Below are 16,274 nucleotides of genomic sequence, written 5' to 3'. Positions count from 1 at the left end.
TTGGTTCTTCTTATTTAACAGATTACTCAGGTATCTATAGTGATATTATATCACATGAAAAACCATAATCATAACCCAATAATATTTGTTATTCAGGGTTTGATGTGCTTTTCCCAGCTTATTTAAGATGAAAAGTTTAGGAATAATTTACCGATCAATTTCTTTTACCATGTCAGCAGGAATTTATCTATAAACCAAGAAGTTTTAATTATTTAGATGTGGAAGTAAAGATTCATACGTCCGCTTGTCGAGTTCGTCACAGAAGTGATTCAGGCCCGCTTCAAGTCTAAAGAATGGAGCCCTCAAAAACATCTGGGTATTTCAAGGGTGGAGTCAGTTTGAGGGCCAATTTCCGTTCTTTAGACTTTCCGCTTAGTACGAACTCGAAGGCAGTCCTTAGTGAATTCTTTAATTCCGTCTATATAGATTAAATCGTATGCAGGAACTGCTAAAGAAAGGGTGCCCAAAGCAAATGACAAAAAAATTCTTAATGATTCTTACCTCAATCTTAATCATCGTTCTCATGATCTCCGGTTGCGGAGATCAAACAAGGGAAACAGCTGCACCTGAATCATCAAAAGTAAACAACACCAAAGAAAATGATGGCGTCTCAAAACCAATAGCAGAGCCTGATCCTGTGACAGAGAAGCAAACCCCAGACTCTGAAAAATCGGAAGAATCCTCTGAAGACAACCCCCCCGAAGATGAGCTCTCTGCAGATGAAAGATATTATGTGAATCCCAATAATTTTCGCATCTATCCTGTAGACAAAAATAACAACAAGAAAATTGTCTTGTTAACTTTCGATGATGCTCCATATGGAGATGCCACATTGGACATTTTAAATATACTGGACAAATATGATGCAAAAGCCATTTGGTTTATCAATGGAATCTATGCGGTAAGAAATAAGCCATTATTAGAAGAGATTGCCAATAGAGGACATGTGCTTGGAAACCATACCTGGGAGCATGATTTTCTGCGAAAAATGACTCCTGAACAGGTGCGTAAAGAAATCGTTTCTGTCAGCGATTTGATAGAAGAGGTTACCGGGGAGCGTCCAAAATATTTCAGACCTCCATTTGGCCAAAACTCCGATATATCCTTGCAGGTTATCAAAGAGGAGGGGATGCAGACCATGAACTGGTCCGTGGGTTCTTTAGATTGGAACACACCTGCTCCCGCTCCGGATGAAATCACGAAACAGGTGTTAAGCACCATGCACAATGGGGGAAATATCCTGTTTCATGATAAAACCATCACCGCCCAAGCCTTGGACGATATCCTTAAGAGCTTGTCTGAGCAGGGTTACCGCTTCGTGGTTCCCACTGAGGTTAGACCGGAATAATAGACATGCCTCCTGCCAATAATAAGGGAAACTTGATTCAATAACATTGGCACAAGGAGGCATTTTGTTATGGGACCAGATCCAAAAGTTGAAGGAAGGAATCAATTTTTTGTAGATGTTGACCGAATGATTAATGAAGGTTTAGGAGGGGGACAAGTAACAGAAGATAACGGTCTGATTGATTCTGCACTGGATTTTGAAGAGGAATCTCCCCCTACCCTGAATGGTCAACCGATGGATTGACAATTATTCGCTCCCTACTGAAACCCGGGTAAATTCTTTTCTCAGCTTTCGCCAGCTTCTCCAACGCATAAAGTTATGAACAAAAAGGTATATGGAATAGATCGCAAAGGTAATCAAACTAATCATGGGAATTTTAAAAAAACTGTAAGCCAAGAGAATTCCTGAAAGTATGGACTGAAGTACGATCCCCATGCTTCTGTCATTCCCAAAAGCCTTTTTTATGTTTCCCCATAAGATAATAAGAGTAATATATTGAATCAGGAATGTAGCAAAAAATCCCCATGGAGTAAATATAAGGGCGGATAGCCACTCACCGGCCGTATCCATGGAGAGTGCAGGGAAATTAATTGAATTGTACAGTCCAGAAGACATCACAATCAGCAATAATGCGAACATATTAAGAAAAAAAGAAAACACATTCGATCCCCCCACAAATAGAACAGCGTTAAAGGACATCAAAAATATATATGAATGGGGGGATGAAAGTATTCTTTTATTCAATTTAGGGTACTTGAGAATAATGCTGCACATTCCAATATTCCTCTTCGGAAATTCCAAGACCCTCGATTAGATATTGGATCATTTCCTTAACTTCTTGAGCATTTTCTGACTTGTTATTGTCAAGTATGTCTCTCTGTTCTTTAGCGAAGGCTTTCGCTGTTTCAACAGATATTGCTAAATTACGTTTTTTAGCTTCTTGAAATAATAATGTATCCTCTACGACCTTATTTATTGCTTTTTGTCGAGCGTTAGGTTCCCCTTGAATTGTTTCTAAGAAAAATTGGTAATTATTAACTTCATTAGCATCGATAGGCTCCCCGTTAACTTTTCCAATAGATTCTTGTACTAAACTGTTAGATGCTATTTGTTTCCCAAAAACACTGAAATTTTTATATGAAGACTCACCACTGGTAGATCCAAATAATGCAAGTGATGCCCTGGATTAGGGTTCTTCAGCACGCACATTTTTGAAAAATGGTAGATTTTTTTCGATCACCGAAATAAATTATAGAGGTTGTATAGTAATAATCCTCTGATCTTCCCACTTATATAACCAAAAAGCGATAGATCTATATGAGTCACTAATGGATATTGAGTAGAAAAGATAAAAGGGAATCTCCAATAAAGGAGTTCCCTTTTTTTCTCACTTCTCTTTTTTATCACTTAAATCCCAATCTACTTCAATCCCATAAGGAACAGGATCAGTCGCTTTGTTCCACTTAAACCCCTGAATGCGCAGACGGCAGCTGTCACAGAGACCGCATGCCAACTCATCTCCCAGATAACAGGAAGTAGTGAGATGATAGGGAACTCCCAGTGATAACCCCCATTTGATCGTTTCCCCCTTTGACAGTTGAATCAGGGGAGCCTTGATCATTATTCTTTCGTTAGAAACACCGGTTTTTGTTGCTAAATTCACTGTTTCTTCCATTGAACGGATAAACTCCGGCCTGCAGTCCGGATACCCGCTGTAATCTACATGGCTTACCCCAATATAGATGACCCTTGCTCCCATAACTTCAGCATATGCCGTTGCCAGAGAAAGAAAAGTCAAATTCCTTGCCGGCACATAAGTGTCAGGAATATCTTCCTCCACCCCATCCTGCCTCACTTGTATGTTGTCATCCGTTAGGGCGCTCCCCCCAATTTGCTTTAAAAAATCCAGGGGAACGATAAGATGCTTCTTTACATTGTAAAATTGGGCGATCTGTTTAGCCTGCTCAACCTCTCTCCGATGCCGTTGCCCATAGTCAAAAGTAATGGGATACAATTCATATCCTTCCTGTTTGGCAATCCCCATACAAGTGGTACTGTCCAAACCTCCACTTAAAACCACCACCGCTTTTTCTTTTTCCATCCTAAACACCTCGCATATCCGGATCCCATATCCATTTATGAATCTGGAGATTTAATTTCGCATCCTTCAAATAATGCCGCCCTGCCTTCTCCTTCAATATCCATTCCACCAAATCTCGGGGAGATACCATAGAAAAAACCGGACTGAATAAAATCTGGCCTTGTTGATAATGGTTTTCTATGATGTCAAGGGCCTCCTGAAAATCCTCTCTGTTGGCCACAACAAATTTTATTTCATCGTGATCCTGCAACAGTGAGAAATTGTTGGTGATCATCTTTCCCTTTTCACCACTGCCAGACAGCTTATAATCCATAATAAAACGAACCTTGCTACCTACCGTTGTTATTTCTTTTCTTTGCTGTGTAAATGGCCGCAGATCAATGGCTCCATTGGTTTCAATATGAACGTCCTTTACAATGTCCAGTTCGGAAAGGGCATGGATGAGGTCCATTGACTTCCCTCCATGGATAAGAGGCTCCCCGCCAGTTAAACAGATATATGGATTCCCCAGATTTGTCACTTGCTCCACAATCTCCCTGGTTGTTGCGTAAAATTCAGGTAGAGCCGGTGAGTAGCTGTAAGGGGTATCACACCATTTACAGCGCAAATTGCAGTGAAAGAGGCGGATAAATGTGGTCGGATAACCAGCTTTTAATCCTTCCCCCTCCACCGTTTCAAATATCTCAACCATCGGAAGTGTCATTTCCATTATGATTCATCCTCCATCCAGGAGCGCAGGAGTTTGGCATAACTGGTTGGCGTTTCATATAAAACCAATTCTTCAATTCTTAGTCCGTTTTCTTTTAATCCTCGGGTAGCCAATGCTTTATCCAACACTTCCCATATCCATACAATCATATTTTCCGCTGTCGTGTTCATTTGTGGAAGAACCTCATTTAGAAATTGGTGATCCAGCTTCTGTTTGATTTCTTGTTCATAAATTTCCTTTATTTCACTAAAGTCCACCACGATCCCAATCTCATTGAGAAAACCGCTTAAAGTAATATCCAGACGGTAGGTATGTCCGTGAAGATATTTACATTTCCCCTCATACTGATGCAAAAAATGGGCTGAATCAAAGGTAAAAGATTTTGACACCGCTACCCTGTGTTGATGATACCTTAATTTTTCAGGTTGATTTCGATGGTTGATCATTTTTATCCTCCTTTTGAATTTGAAAGGGAGAAACTTTGTCTACAAGCTGAAATATCCACTCCAAAGGGAGTGGATATTTAGGTAACATTTCACCATAAATGTTGATATGGGAACAGTCAATTCCCAACCATGACATCTTCTCCCTAGTATTTTTTAACGAGTGGTGGGTTTACGACACTCGATACATAGAAATTATTAGCTATGGCCATTATACAATCTTATCGTAACAAATAACCTCTTAGTTGAAAAGGATAATATTCGAATTCGCGTTTTATCATGACCAACTATACGGCTATAATACATAGGTTTCCAAGCCATGGGCACATCCATCTTCATCATTTATTTTTGCGATTCCCAATCCGCATCCATCTGAATGGCAACTGCACGAACCGGAGATCCATCGACACCGACAATTTTTAATGGGAATGCGCAAATTAACGGATTTGGGAAATCAATCGATTCAATATTGGTTACATTCTCAGCAATAATTCCATTTACTGCGGCAATTGCGTCATGTACCGGAAATGACGTGCCTCCGGTAAGATCTATATTGATGGCATCAATAAAAAACGTACGAATTCCCCGGCGAATCATTTTATCTATCACTTCCACATTCACATATGGGTGACGAAAGTATTTTTCCTCCCCGGCATACCGGGACCAACCTGTATGGAATAATACAATTTTCTCCGGAGCCAGTTGATCAAGGTAAGGCTCGACATCCTGCAGGGTAATCTCTTCCTGTTCTCCTTTTCCAGTAACAGGGATTACCACTCCTGTCCCGATAAACAATCTCAAATCAGACTCATCAATACGCTGTCCATGGTTACAAAAGTGGTACGGTGCATCAACATGGGATCCTGTCTGCGATCCAATATGGACATAATGAAGGTTATATCCCTCTTTCTCAATCGTAGTGGCAATGCTTATTTTAGGTTGGGGATCACCAGGATAAACAGGTGTGTTATTGGTTAACGGCATGGATAAATCTATAATTTTTTGGACCTTAAACATGTGCCTAAACGCCCTTCCCTTTAATTTGTGTCAATATTCAGTATAAATATAAAAAGCCTTGTATATAAAGGCTTTACGATTTAGCAGGGTTGGAGCGGATGACGGGAATCGAACCCGCGTTGTCGGCTTGGGAAGCCGATGTTCTACCATTGAACTACATCCGCAATTCTTTATATGATGATTTAATTATATACACATTCACGGGGAACAAGTCAAGACACGACAGGAATCTATCGCTGAAATACCCGGGTATTTTCGAGGTCTCCGTGTGAATCTTCAGTGCCGTCTATAAACTATACATGAAAAAGGAACCGCCCATTGACGGTTCCTTTTGAGATTCCTTTCAAAAGTAGCAATCCCTTACAATACCGGATTTTCATGTTTTGCTTTTAATCTCAACCAGCGGCGCTGTACTTCTTCATCAAAGGCCTTCAAATAATGTTCGTACTCCGGTTTTAACAAATGTTTCGTTTTCCCAAGCATTTTTAACCAGTCACTGACAGGTACCCTTTTCCCTTTTTCTTCTGGATCATAGGTAATGGTGGTGATTCCCTGTTCCACTTCGTATAGAGGGAAGAAACAGCTGTTCACTGCAGCCTCAACGATGGTCGTTCCTTCTTCTTCCTTGGACTTCCAATTCAGCGGACAGGTAATTAATATCTTCCCATATACCATTCCTACGTTGTTGGCATACCATTGAGCCTTTGCCGCTTTTTTCACCAGGTCTTGAGGGAAGGCTTCCGTGCCGGTAAAGACATACGGAATATTGGTGGCAGCCATGATTTGCGGAGTATCCTTGTGGTGGAAGGGCTTCCCACCCTGTTTCTCACCAATGTTGGAAGTGCTGGTCATATGACCAATTGGTGTGGAGTAGGAAAGCTGGCTTCCCGTATTCATATATCCTTCATTATCGTATTCAAGGATGATCATCTTATGGTTCCTTAATGCTGTTCCGATGGCAGGACCCATTCCAATATCCATACCTCCGTCTCCGGTAATCATAACAAAGGTAAAATCATCCGGAAGCTCAATTTCACCCCGTCTTTTTCTTTCAAAAAACATCTCCACTAACCCGGAAAGAGTCGCTGATCCATTTTGGAATAAATTATGGAGATAAGTAGCTTTATGTGAGCTGTATGGATACCCTGTGGTGGTTACCATCGCACATCCAGTGTGGAAAAGGGTAACAATATTGCCTTCAATTCCTTTGAAAAATAGCTCAAGTCCTGGAAAAATCCCACATCCTGGACAAGCTCCATGCCCTGGAGCAATACGCTTTGGCTTACCCGTTAAAGCACGAAGGGGCGGAATTTTAACGTTAAGTTTTCCGGTACTTTCATCGGGTGTTACTTGAATAAGGCCTGTTTTTAGTTGTTCTGTTTTTAGAGGTTCTAAAATTTTCTTTGGTGCATTTTCCTTTTTACCTGGAGTAACGCCAAAGTAATCAAAGGGCTTCTCAGCATATCCCTTATCAACGGCATCTAATGCAAGATTAAAAAAGCTTTCCGCATCATCGGCATAGAAATCCTTCCCGCCAAGGCCATAGATTCTGCTGATGCAAATGGTCTGATTATCCTTGTCATCTTTTAAAGCGGCCTTAATCTCATGGGTCAAATTGCTGCCATGGCCGCCAAAGGAGTCAGCCCGCTCCCCAATCACTAAAGCTTTCACATGTTTTAACGCTTCAGCAATTTCTTTCGCCGGGAAAGGACGGATAATATTGGGACTGATCACCCCAGCCTTAATTCCTTTAGCTCTTAACTTATCCACGACATCTTTTGCAGTTTCTGCCGCAGAGTTAAGGAGAAATACCGCCACTTCGGCATCATCCATTTGATAGAGATCAAGAACCGGATATTCTCTACCGGAAATTTCTTTCCACTCCGCCATTAATTGCTGAAATACTTCTCCTGCTCGATACATGGCCAATGATTGTTGATATTTATTGTTAATGTAGTCAGGATCATTCATGTAGGGTCCAATCGTGACCGGATTTTTTGGATCTAATGCATGAACAAATCCTTCTGGTATGGGACCAATGAAGTTTTGCACAACTTCCCTGTCGGCAAAATACTCCACCCGACGCTTCTGGTGAGAAGTGAAGAATCCATCAAAAGCCACAATGACTGGAAGTCTTACTTCCGGATGTTCAGTCAGTTTTGTTGCAATGATATTCATATCATAAACAGCCTGGGGATCCCTAGCCAACAGAATGGGCCAGCCAACGTTTAGTGCGTAGTAAAGGTCAGAATGATCTCCGCGAATATCTAAAGGACCGCTGACTGAACGGGTAACCAGATTTAAAACCATAGGAAAACGAGTCCCTGATTGGACTGGCAGTTGCTCCAACATATATAGAAACCCATTGGCACTGGTGGCATTAAACACACGTCCCCCACCTGTTGAAGCTCCATAACAGATCCCAGCGGAGCCATGCTCACCGTCTGCGGGGATCAACACAATATCATGTTCACCCCTTGCTTTCATTTCATCAAGAAACTCTGCAATTTCCGTAGAAGGAGTAATTGGAAAATATCCCATCACATGATAATTGATTTGAGCAGCCGCTTGTGCTGCCATCTCATTTCCAGTTTTAAATTCAATTTTTTGTGTTGCTTTCCCCAACTTTTCTTTTTCCTTATCTAGTTCAATCGCCATTATTATCCCTCCCATGATTCCATTCTTTAATTAGCCGCCGCTAACACAAAGCGATGTTTAACCATATGGTCTTCTGCATAATCATCGGTCTCCCGCTGTTTTGTGAGGGCTTCTGTGGGACAAACGGTTACACATTTTAAACAGCCCTTGCAATATTGGTAATCAATCCCCTGCAAGAACATTTGCGGACGGCCTCTTTTATCTTCTTTCTGTTCCCAAACAAAACAGAAATCGGGACAAACGGTATCACATTGGGCACAATGAATACATTTATCTTCCTCAAATGCTGGAAGAAATCCTTGACGGGATCCGCTTAAATCTTTCAATATACTGTTTCCAGGGTTGGTAATCATTCCGCCCAGGGGCTGAGTTTCATAACCAAGAAGGGGTTCAGGACGTACAAACTGCTTTCCTTTTGCTCCTTCAGGTGCATCGTAGGTTTTAAATTGAACCTCATGGTACCCTCTATCAAAAGTACGAATATTTGCTTCTACTAAATGGGGGTACTTTTCTTCAAATGTAGCCCGGATCACATTTTTCATGGATTCGGGATCCAGAAAATCGCAAACCCTAAACAAAGCACCCAACATCGCTGTGTTTACCCTTGTTTTTTCTTCAACAGCAATGGAAAGTGCATCAACCACTGCGACGGTTCCTGATTCCAGATGTAACTGCTCTTTAATTCTATCGGGGTTTTTTGTGGTATTGACAAGCATAACTCCATCAAGATAAAGCCCGCTGGCTACATCGATAGTTCTAAAAAGTGCTTCATGAAATACCCCAACCACATGAGGACGTTCAATGGGACTACTAGCCCTAACTATTTGGTCTTTTTCACAAATTCGGATAAACGATTTTACTGGTGAGCCCTTTTTTTCTGAGCCATAAGATGAAAAGTGAGCCCCATTCAGCCCTAACCCAAGGACAACTGCTTCGGCCAACATCTTTCCTGCTAGATGAGCTCCTAAGCCACCAATAGATTCAAGTCGTATTTCAAAAAAACCCAGTTCGTTCTTTATAGGTAATTGAGACATTCTTTTTACCTCCTCCTATTCTACCTCTCCCAAAAATAAAGAAGGGACATCATTCTGTGCTTTCTTTTTTAATAATTGTAACAGATGAAAACTAATAGTACAACAGAAAAATTCTCTAAGTTCAATATCGAATGTTTTATTTTTTGAAATCGCTTTAGTTATTGATATATCTACTACCATTTGTGAACTTTGTCACATTATCACGCATCAGCTGATATGCAACAGATAAGCTGTAATTATAACACAGGTCTATCGGGCATAAAAAAAGAAAGATTTGAAAATCTCTCTTTCTGCAATATTTATTTGCTTAAAGTCGGTGGAGGAAGGGGAACCTTAATTGTAACTCCAGCCATGATATTTCTGGGATTTTCTATGGCATTATACTCTGCTAAAAAAGGGACATATCTTTTATCCTTATAATAATACATGGTAATCGAATACAGTGTTTCACCTGGCTTAACACGATGGAAGACGATTTTATCATAGCCAGTCTGTTCTTTATGTTGATCATCATTTTTCCTTGTATTCTCTTCCTTTCCCCGATCTAGCGGTTCATCGTACTTCTGATCTACTTTATTCTGAACAGTGTCATTACTTTCCATACTTAAATCATTACTATCCTCATTTAAGTCATTTCTTTCTTGTGGAATTGATGAATCAGTATTCCCCCATGTAACGGAGGTCACATTTGTTGTCGATGGAACATCCCGATAGATAAAGACATACCAGACGATGATAAAAACAATGATAAGGATAAAAACAAACAACAGACCCAACCTGCTCAGATTAATGGATGTTTTTCGGTGGACCGTACTTCTGGGGGGAAGTGAAGCCCCAATCGAATGCTCTTTCTCTAAGCGGCCTCCCTTTATGCCATCCATTTTCTTTCTTAAGTGGGAAGCCTGATCATTTAGTTTGTTTTCTTTTTTATCTTCGGCCATGACCATCCACCTTCTCTGCTATCTATATCTATCCAACGTATTCGACATTTCTTTGTCATATCCTGCTATATAGATAGATGATTGGTACGACTGGATATCCAATTCTTTTGAATCATTAACCCTAAGGTAAAATCAATGACAAAGTGGGCCACCATAGGGGAAAAAAGTCTACCGGTAAATTGATAAAGCCATCCCAAGGACATGCTGATGAGAAAAAGGGTTATCATTAAAACCCATTTTTTATAATAGCGAAAATGAATAAGGGTAAAGATCAAACTGGCTATCCAAATGCCAAATTTGGTTTGAATGACACCGCGAAAGAAAAATTCTTCTGATATCGAAACAATAAAGGCAATGGTAAAAATATGTATGACCGTTCTGTTTTTAAAAATCTTTTCGTTAATTCCTCCATCATCAAAATATGAAAACGGCAGCCATTTCATCATAATTAAATCAAAAAAAACCACAAGAATTCCAAGCCCCAAACCCAAGAAACCATCCCTTATCCACTGATTGGCTGAAACAAGTGAAGTGATGGAAAAAGGAGTTAGAGCATAAATACCAAGAATCCCTAAAACAAACGTGATCCCCTGTGTCAAGTAAAGGTTAACCAATAAAGTTTTTTCATTAAGTTCTTCAATCGAGATTTTTCTCAATGTTTCCACCTTCCATCATTATCATTTGCCCGATGGTTAAGCGCCATGAATCCGCGGTTCCATTTTTCACCTTTATTTTTTATACTATAGGAGGATAGAGAAAGGAGCAGTCCTATGGGTCGATTAAGCAAAAGAGATTTTCTCATTGTCTATTCTATTATTATCCTTATATTTTTTTCCCTAACCAGCTTTTTACTTGGGGCCTATATTTCAAAGAAACAGATGGAAAAACAGATCATGTCCCTATCCATGGAGCTGGAACGTGTAAAAGAAGAACAAACCACCCCCATAAAAGATGAACCTCAATACCTTCAAACTGACTTTGTTAACTACTATTATAATGTACTTCTTCCCTATGAGAAGTTTAAAGAGCAACAAATACAATATATAAATAAATTATCCATTCTGTCAGATAGAGTGGATCAACTGGCTTTAAGTTCAGATATGAAAGAAATGACCGCCTCAGTATTAACTGAAGTTAAAGGAGCTCTTATTTCCAAATCTTCTCCCCTGCTTCAGCAAAGCCAAAAAGAAATAGTAAATGCCCTACAATCTTATTTAGATGGGCTGAGTTCCATATTTCGCATGGATTTATCAACCTCAAAACCCCTTTCCTTACTTATTCCTGAGATGCCACAAATGACTCTGGGTAAAACCATGGGATTAAAGGGTCAATTACTTTTTTATCAGGCAATGGTGAAGTGGGAGGAAATATATGTAACTAAAAAAAAATCTTCACCATTGATAAACAAAGATAATCTAACTTTGAGCGAATGGAATACTTTGACCGTTAACGAAAAAAATTATATGACAGCAAAGATGCTTCTTCAAAAACAAATCTTGTCCACCTATCGTGCCGAAGATATAACCGTTCGGATTGATGCCTATGTTCAATCAGGAATAGAAGAAGAACCGGATAAGAAAACGATTTACTCCATCCTATTGCTTCTCCAAGCCACCGATTCGTTGAAAAAAGGTGATTTCCGTGAGAAAGTAGGAGTTTGGTATAGTAAGAAGGACCTTGTTTTAATACCTTTATTTAACTAATGTTTTACAAAAGATTTTAATATGGAAAGCTTGAAATATTGTTGAAGTAAGTCTACAATGGGTACTGTAAAGTCCCCATTTATAATTCGATTTTAGGAGGTAATTAACATGGCTTATTACACTTGGGTGGATAAGGAAACCTGTATTGCTTGTGGTGCATGCGGAGCCACTGCACCAGATATCTTTGACTATGATGATGAGGGCTTAGCCTACAACATCATCGATAACAATGCAGGAACTGCAGAAATTCCAGAAAATCTATGGGATGACATGCATGATGCAGCTGACGGCTGCCCAACAGATTCCATTAAAGTATCCGAAAGCCCCAAAGAATAATTGATCGTGATAAAGATGTCAGATCCATTCGATCTGGCATTTTTTTGTCCGATTTTTTCATTGATGTACTTCTGAGATACCTTTTCTATAGACAAATCTATAGAATTCATTAAGTGTAGCCTTCAAGTTCGTACGAAAGTCTAAGACTTTTATTGTATCAATATTCTTTCCTATTACTACCGAAATTGTTATAATGACAGATGATTACCAATTTTTTAAGGAGGGTTATACATATGGCATTTGAAAACAAAATCGTTGATGCCTTCATTGAGATTCCTGCAGGAAGTCAAAACAAGTATGAATATGACAAGGAGAACAAGGTTTTTCGTTTAGACCGTGTATTGTTTTCACCAATGCATTACCCTACTGAATACGGTTATTTGGATAACACGCTAGCCCTTGATGGAGATCCTTTAGATATTCTTGTCCTTACAACTTTTCCAACCTTCCCAGGTTGCGTTATTTCCTCTCGGGTGATTGGAGTACTAATCATGTCAGATGACAAGGGCCAGGATGAAAAACTTCTTGGGGTTCCTGTCGATGATCCCCGCTGGAATGGAGTTAACTCATTAGATGATGTATCTCCCCATATTTTAAAAGAGATTGCCCATTTCTTCCAGGTTTATAAAGACCTTGAAAACAAAAAGACTGAAATCGTTGGCTGGGAGGGCCCGGAAAAAGCTGCCCAGTTAATCGAGGAATGTCTTGCCAGATATCAGCAAAATAAATAATTTATAGTATTTCCGAACATTACCTTTAATCTCTGATAAAAATGTTCATATTTTTATAAAAAACCCCCTTGACGGTTCATCAGAATCGTGTTAAATTTATCAACAATTAATCCTGAATTTAATGCGAAAAGCAATGACGGGAAAGGGTTTTTATGGAAAATCCAAAGAGAGTCGTCGTTTGGTGAAAGGCGATGTTTTTCCTTCTAACCTGAGCATCCCTGAGCTGTAAGCTGAACGTAACCGCAGGGTTATCAGTAGGTTTTACCGGGTGGATTCCGTTATCGATTTGGTCATAGACCAGCTGAGGTTATAACTGCGAAGTTATAACAAATGAGGGTGGTACCGCGAAGCAAACCTCTCGTCCCTCACTACAGGTGTAGTGGGTGGATGTGAGGTTTTTTATATTTTTCTTAAAAGAGATACAAAGGAGGAAAAAATGATGTGGACTGAAAAAACCATGCTGCGGATTCCTGGACCAACCCCTATCCCACCAAGGGTGGTTCATGCGATGGGAACTCCAATGATCGGACATCGCAGCGGAGCTTTCTCAAATCTTCTTGTACAGGTTTCCGAAGAATTAAAGCCCATTTTCGGAACAAAGGAAAATGTATACATTTTAACAGGGAGCGGAACTTCTGGTCTGGAAACCGCTGTTGTGAATGCCATTGCTCCAGGTGAAGAGGTGGCAGTGATTGTCACAGGAAGTTTTGGCGACCGGTTTGCAAAGATTAATGAAAAATTTGGAATAACAACCCATCGATTAGATCTGGAATGGGGAAAAGCATGCACACCAGAACTTTTGGCTTCATTTCTTGATCAGCACCCTCAGGTTAGCGCCGTATTTGCAACCTATTGTGAAACCTCTACAGGAGTGCTAAATCCTGTTGATCAACTGGCTAAGGTTGTCAAAGAGAAAACAGATGCTCTCTTTATCGTGGACGGCGTTAGCTGTTTAGGGGCGGTTCCATGTAAAATGGATCATTGGGGGATTGATGTTTTGGTTACTGGTTCTCAAAAAGCATTGATGCTGCCGCCAGGATTAGCATTTATCGCAGCAAGTCAAAAGGCATGGGACAAAATTGAATCCAATCCCCGTCCTCGTTTTTATCTGGATATGGTAGCATATCGAAAGAATTATGAAAAAGAAACTTCTCCTTATACTCCTGCCGTATCCTTAATCTTTGGATTAAGGGAAGTTTTGCAAATGATAAAAGAGGAAGGTCTTGAGGAGATTGTCAACAGACATGAAATTATGAAGGAGATGACTAGAGCAGGAATAAAAGCATTAAACCTGCCCCTCTTAGCTGAGGATCAATATGCATCTCCAACGGTAACTGCCATTGCCAATTGCCCCCGTTATGATTCTGAAGAATTAAGAAAAATATTAAGAACCAAACATAATCTCGTGTTGGCAGGCGGACAAAATCATTTGAAAGGAAAAATATTCCGAATTGGTCATATGGGTTACTGTGACGCCTCTGATGTCCTGATCACTCTTTCTCTTATTGAACTTGCCCTTACCCAATTGAATGTTTCCATTGAACTGGGCAAAGGTGTAAAAGCCGCACAGGAGGTGCTCCTTCAATATGTATAAAGTATTAATCAGCGATCCTTTAAGTGAATATGGGATTCAAAGACTGCTGGAAGCCGACGATGTCGTCGTTGAGCGAAAAGTTGGATTAAAAGAAAATGAACTGATTGAAATCATCGGTGAATATGATGCTCTATTGGTAAGAAGCCAAACAAAAGTAACAGCAAAGGTAATTGAAGCAGGAACGAAGTTAAAAGCCATTGGACGTGCCGGAGTGGGTGTCGATAATATTGATCTAAAAGCAGCCACCCGGGCAGGTGTCGTTGTGATCAATGCCCCTGATGGCAACACCATTTCAACCGCTGAGCATTCCTTCGCCATGCTGATGGCCCTCGCAAGAAATATTGGTCAGGCCCATGCCTCTACAAAAAACGGTGAGTGGAAAAGAAAGGATTTTGTCGGAGTTGAACTGAATAAAAAAACTCTGGGGATTATTGGACTTGGACGTATTGGTGGTGAAGTGGCCAAGCGTGCCAAAGCATTTAACATGAATGTGATTGCCTACGATCCATTTCTGACGGAAGATAGAGCAAAAAAGCTGGGGGTACAATTTGGCACCTTCGAGGATGTCATTACCAAGGCTGATTTCATCACCCTTCATACCCCGTTAACCAAAGACACAAAATATATCATTAACTCTAATCAATTTGCCAAAATGAAAGACGGTGTTAGAATTATCAACTGTGCTCGTGGGGGACTTATTAATGAAAAGGCATTATATGAAGCCATTATTACCGGTAAAGTAGCTGGGGCAGCATTGGATGTTTTTGAACAGGAACCGCCCGTTGAAAATCCATTATTTAATCTTCCCCAGGTATTAGTTACTCCCCATTTGGGAGCATCTACGATTGAAGCGCAGGAAAACGTAGCCATCGATGTTTCTGAGGAGATTCTCCATATTTTGCGCGGTAAGGCCTTTAAAAATGCAGTAAACCTTCCGTCTATACCATCAGAAGTGATGCAAAAGGTGGAACCCTTCTTCAACCTAGCTGAAAAGTTGGGAAAATTTGTTGCCCAAACCTCAGTTGGAGCCCTGCAGGAGATTTTGGTGACTTATTCCGGAGAACTGACCCAGGTGGATACCTCTCCCCTTACCCGTTCATTATTAAAGGGGGTTTTAAGCTATCATCTGGGAGTAGGAGAGGTAAACTATGTAAATGCCCCACACCTGGCAGAAATGAGGCATATTACCGTTACTGAACAGAAGTCATCTTCCAATAAGGGCTTCACGAATTTGATCACCGTTACCTTAAAAACCAATCAAGAAACAAAATCTGTAGCAGGGACACTATTAAACGGCTATGGTGCACGTATCGTAAAAATTGATCAATACACGATTGACGCTTCTCCTGAGGGCCATCTGATTTTGATCCATCATCATGACCGTCCAGGAGCCATAGGTCGGGTGGGAACCCTGCTCGGCAAAAATGATGTGAACATTGCCGCCATGCAAGTAGGGCGTAAGGATGTTGGCGGCGATGCCATTATGCTTTTGACTGTTGACAAACAGGTCTCCCCTGATGTGCTTGACGAATTGGGAGAACTGCATGAGATTCATAGCGTAACAGAAGTCGATTTATAAGAACTTTTGCATAAGAAACCCCTTTATATAGAAACGGAACTAAAAATTCACACGTCCGCTAGTCGAGTTCTAACAACGAA

At 40.4% G+C, this 16,274-nt stretch carries 16 protein-coding genes, 1 tRNA gene and 1 other annotated feature; of the genes, 7 read left to right on the top strand and 10 right to left on the bottom strand.

The genetic code is table 11. The annotated features are described in order from the left end of the window. The first annotated feature begins 472 nt into the window (after positions 1–472). The gene (locus tag L1765_RS05855; RefSeq protein ID WP_236405711.1) at positions 473–1,348 is read left to right on the top strand and encodes a polysaccharide deacetylase family protein; all 876 of its coding nucleotides are present in this window, start codon (positions 473–475) and stop codon (positions 1,346–1,348) included. Between the two features lie 69 nt (positions 1,349–1,417). Further along, complete coding sequence (locus tag L1765_RS05850) at positions 1,418–1,591, top strand: hypothetical protein (protein ID WP_236405710.1); 174 nt, start codon at positions 1,418–1,420, stop codon at positions 1,589–1,591. Between the two features lie 3 nt (positions 1,592–1,594). Here L1765_RS05850 and L1765_RS05845 read toward each other — a convergent pair whose 3' ends face one another. From L1765_RS05845 to L1765_RS05800, 10 genes are all read right to left on the bottom strand, one after another. After that, positions 1,595–2,008 (bottom strand): hypothetical protein, encoded by a 414-nt coding sequence (locus L1765_RS05845; protein ID WP_236405709.1) that lies wholly within the window; start codon positions 2,006–2,008, stop codon positions 1,595–1,597. Between the two features lie 727 nt (positions 2,009–2,735). Beyond that, entirely contained in the window at positions 2,736–3,449 is a 714-nt protein-coding gene (gene queC / locus L1765_RS05840) for a 7-cyano-7-deazaguanine synthase QueC (protein ID WP_236405708.1), read from the bottom strand. Between the two features lies 1 nt (position 3,450). Beyond that, a complete protein-coding gene (locus L1765_RS05835) occupies positions 3,451–4,158 on the bottom strand; it encodes a 7-carboxy-7-deazaguanine synthase QueE (RefSeq protein WP_236405707.1) in 708 nt (235 codons plus the stop codon). Continuing rightward, entirely contained in the window at positions 4,158–4,604 is a 447-nt protein-coding gene (queD, locus tag L1765_RS05830; protein WP_236405706.1) for a 6-carboxytetrahydropterin synthase QueD, read from the bottom strand. The genes L1765_RS05835 and queD overlap by 1 nt, the downstream gene beginning before the upstream one ends. Before the next feature lie 339 nt (positions 4,605–4,943). Further along, a complete protein-coding gene (locus tag L1765_RS05825; protein WP_236405705.1) occupies positions 4,944–5,618 on the bottom strand; it encodes a cyclase family protein in 675 nt (224 codons plus the stop codon). A 90-nt stretch (positions 5,619–5,708) separates the two neighbouring features. Then, positions 5,709–5,782 (bottom strand) — tRNA-Gly (locus L1765_RS05820). A gap of 196 nt (positions 5,783–5,978) precedes the next feature. After that, positions 5,979–8,276, bottom strand: a complete 2,298-nt coding sequence (locus tag L1765_RS05815; RefSeq protein WP_236405704.1) for a transketolase C-terminal domain-containing protein — start codon at positions 8,274–8,276, stop codon at positions 5,979–5,981. Between the two features lie 26 nt (positions 8,277–8,302). Next, entirely contained in the window at positions 8,303–9,310 is a 1,008-nt protein-coding gene (locus L1765_RS05810; protein ID WP_236405703.1) for a 2-oxoacid:acceptor oxidoreductase family protein, read from the bottom strand. Positions 9,311–9,609: 299 nt separating this feature from the next. Continuing rightward, positions 9,610–10,251 (bottom strand): LysM peptidoglycan-binding domain-containing protein, encoded by a 642-nt coding sequence (locus tag L1765_RS05805; RefSeq protein ID WP_236405702.1) that lies wholly within the window; start codon positions 10,249–10,251, stop codon positions 9,610–9,612. Between the two features lie 65 nt (positions 10,252–10,316). Next, positions 10,317–10,907 (bottom strand): CPBP family intramembrane glutamic endopeptidase, encoded by a 591-nt coding sequence (locus L1765_RS05800; protein ID WP_236405701.1) that lies wholly within the window; start codon positions 10,905–10,907, stop codon positions 10,317–10,319. Between the two features lie 114 nt (positions 10,908–11,021). Between L1765_RS05800 and L1765_RS05795 the strand changes: the two genes are divergently transcribed. The 5 genes from L1765_RS05795 (at position 11,022) to serA (ending at position 16,194) form a co-directional block, all read left to right on the top strand. Then, complete coding sequence (locus tag L1765_RS05795) at positions 11,022–11,954, top strand: hypothetical protein (protein ID WP_236405700.1); 933 nt, start codon at positions 11,022–11,024, stop codon at positions 11,952–11,954. A gap of 108 nt (positions 11,955–12,062) precedes the next feature. After that, the gene (locus tag L1765_RS05790; protein WP_236405699.1) at positions 12,063–12,290 is read left to right on the top strand and encodes a ferredoxin; all 228 of its coding nucleotides are present in this window, start codon (positions 12,063–12,065) and stop codon (positions 12,288–12,290) included. 233 nt (positions 12,291–12,523) lie between these two features. Continuing rightward, positions 12,524–13,021: an inorganic diphosphatase gene (locus tag L1765_RS05785; protein WP_236405698.1), complete on the top strand. Its 498-nt coding sequence runs from the start codon at positions 12,524–12,526 to the stop codon at positions 13,019–13,021. A 124-nt stretch (positions 13,022–13,145) separates the two neighbouring features. After that, positions 13,146–13,390, top strand: a binding site (T-box leader). A gap of 70 nt (positions 13,391–13,460) precedes the next feature. Then, the gene (locus L1765_RS05780) at positions 13,461–14,615 is read left to right on the top strand and encodes a pyridoxal-phosphate-dependent aminotransferase family protein (RefSeq protein WP_236405697.1); all 1,155 of its coding nucleotides are present in this window, start codon (positions 13,461–13,463) and stop codon (positions 14,613–14,615) included. Further along, a complete protein-coding gene (gene serA / locus L1765_RS05775) occupies positions 14,608–16,194 on the top strand; it encodes a phosphoglycerate dehydrogenase (RefSeq protein WP_236405696.1) in 1,587 nt (528 codons plus the stop codon). Before L1765_RS05780 ends, serA begins: the two co-directional genes overlap by 8 nt. Positions 16,195–16,274 lie beyond the last annotated feature (80 nt).

Origin of the sequence: Microaerobacter geothermalis, from assembly GCF_021608135.1 — a bacterium.
In the GTDB taxonomy this organism is placed as follows: Bacteria; Bacillota; Bacilli; order DSM-22679; family DSM-22679; genus Microaerobacter; species Microaerobacter geothermalis.
This window is presented reverse-complemented; position numbering and strand designations above follow the sequence as displayed.

What these genes read in the sequence shown, in the direction of transcription:
- L1765_RS05780 (WP_236405697.1), top strand. Translation starts at nt 13,461, where the DNA reads ATGTGGACTGAAAAAACCATGCTGCGGATTCCTGGACCAACCCCTATC.
- L1765_RS05795 (WP_236405700.1), top strand. Translation starts at nt 11,022, where the DNA reads ATGGGTCGATTAAGCAAAAGAGATTTTCTCATTGTCTATTCTATTATT.
- L1765_RS05785 (WP_236405698.1), top strand. Translation starts at nt 12,524, where the DNA reads ATGGCATTTGAAAACAAAATCGTTGATGCCTTCATTGAGATTCCTGCA.
- queD (WP_236405706.1), bottom strand. Translation starts at nt 4,604, where the DNA reads ATGATCAACCATCGAAATCAACCTGAAAAATTAAGGTATCATCAACAC.
- queC (WP_236405708.1), bottom strand. Translation starts at nt 3,449, where the DNA reads ATGGAAAAAGAAAAAGCGGTGGTGGTTTTAAGTGGAGGTTTGGACAGT.
- L1765_RS05825 (WP_236405705.1), bottom strand. Translation starts at nt 5,618, where the DNA reads ATGTTTAAGGTCCAAAAAATTATAGATTTATCCATGCCGTTAACCAAT.
- serA (WP_236405696.1), top strand. Translation starts at nt 14,608, where the DNA reads ATGTATAAAGTATTAATCAGCGATCCTTTAAGTGAATATGGGATTCAA.
- L1765_RS05855 (WP_236405711.1), top strand. Translation starts at nt 473, where the DNA reads ATGACAAAAAAATTCTTAATGATTCTTACCTCAATCTTAATCATCGTT.
- L1765_RS05850 (WP_236405710.1), top strand. Translation starts at nt 1,418, where the DNA reads ATGGGACCAGATCCAAAAGTTGAAGGAAGGAATCAATTTTTTGTAGAT.
- L1765_RS05835 (WP_236405707.1), bottom strand. Translation starts at nt 4,158, where the DNA reads ATGGAAATGACACTTCCGATGGTTGAGATATTTGAAACGGTGGAGGGG.
- L1765_RS05790 (WP_236405699.1), top strand. Translation starts at nt 12,063, where the DNA reads ATGGCTTATTACACTTGGGTGGATAAGGAAACCTGTATTGCTTGTGGT.
- L1765_RS05815 (WP_236405704.1), bottom strand. Translation starts at nt 8,276, where the DNA reads ATGGCGATTGAACTAGATAAGGAAAAAGAAAAGTTGGGGAAAGCAACA.
- L1765_RS05810 (WP_236405703.1), bottom strand. Translation starts at nt 9,310, where the DNA reads ATGTCTCAATTACCTATAAAGAACGAACTGGGTTTTTTTGAAATACGA.
- L1765_RS05805 (WP_236405702.1), bottom strand. Translation starts at nt 10,251, where the DNA reads ATGGCCGAAGATAAAAAAGAAAACAAACTAAATGATCAGGCTTCCCAC.